The organism is uncultured Lacinutrix sp. (assembly GCF_947500325.1).
In the GTDB taxonomy this organism is placed as follows: domain Bacteria; phylum Bacteroidota; class Bacteroidia; order Flavobacteriales; family Flavobacteriaceae; genus Lacinutrix.
Window position 1 is genome coordinate 1 of sequence record NZ_CANMRQ010000055.1, and the last position, 1,345, is coordinate 1,345.

1 protein-coding gene is annotated in these 1,345 nt (G+C 32.1%); it reads right to left on the reverse strand.

Annotated features, from left to right (window positions below; all coding sequences use genetic code 11):
- Nucleotides 1–734: 734 nt before the first annotated feature.
- On the reverse strand, nucleotides 735–1,345 hold a 611-nt coding region (locus Q0997_RS20115), incomplete at its 5' end, for a hypothetical protein (protein ID WP_299892491.1).

Here is a 1,345-nt window from a genome sequence, read left to right on the forward strand (position 1 = left end):
AGAATGATAACTCCATCATTCCAGCGCACTCCTCCGAAAAAATTGTCCTATCGAAATGGACTATTGCATACAACGGTTTGTGTATGGTTAGTTACGGGAAATCAGTTAGGATTTTCCGACTTTGAGCTAAGTTAATTAATTCGAGCGAATTCCTGCGAAGGAATTCCGCAGTAATTAATTATACACGTTGTTGTACACAGTTTTTAATATTTAGATAATATTTTTCATTTTCACAATCATATAGAAAAAAACAACATAAGTTATTAAAGAATAACCTATTGAAATAATTCTCCAATTCCGTCCAGATTTAGTATTTACAATTTTATCATACTTCAGTATCTTAAATGTCACAATTAATGGCAGTAAAAACGATATAATTATTATTTCGGCATATTCCTGATTTGTAAGTTCATATTTAGTATTGTTCAAGAAAAAAAGTGCAACAAGTGAGAGCGTATTCAGTGCCAATTCCGTCGAAAAAAATATTCTTGTAGAAAAAACAGAGTCGCTGTCATTTCTACCTATTTTTCTGTTGAATGAATACTTACTATTAAGAAACTTATAAATCAATTTACTTGGTTGAATTGTGTACAACGGTCTAGTATAACCGTCAGTTACGGGTTTATATGTTTTACTTTTCGGTTAAGCACTGGCTTTAGCAATTCCGAGTGGATTCGGACGTAGTCGAATCCGCCGTAATTGCGGTTATACATTGTTGTGCAACGTTATTTTTATTATTCAGTTTCGTTAAATTCAATTATTGTGTCAAATTCAAAAGTTTCATTATTTGCAACCATTTCGTGTTCGAAATCAACCATTATTTTTCCGACTGCTCTGTAATTTCTTTCGTCAATTTTATTCAAAGTCAGCTTAAGAATATCAAAAGGATTATGAGCATTTCCAAGATATACAGAAGCTTCTGTTTCCGAATTTTTATCAGTCTGAATTAAAATTCCGTCCAATTCATCTGGATTCGGCAAATTCAAATTCATCCACTCAATAATCATTATGGTTTCAACTGGTTGCGATTCGTATTCAATTCCTGAATCAAATGGTTTTAATGGAATGGAAATCCTATGAAACAAGGTTTTCTTTAGTCCTATATTTTCGTTCTCAAACCAATACTTTTCAACTGTTCCTTTTTCAGCTTGTGTTTTATTCTGTAAATCAACCATTATTTTTTTGTAAAAGGGGATTTCCTCTGTTTTTAATTCAGAGTTTTGTTTTTTCTTCCAAAAATCAAATATTCCCATAGTTCTTGGTAATGTTGCACAACGGACTTGTGTATGAAACGTAGCGTGTAAAAAGACACTAACTTTCGGGTTAACACAGAGCCGAATTTTTC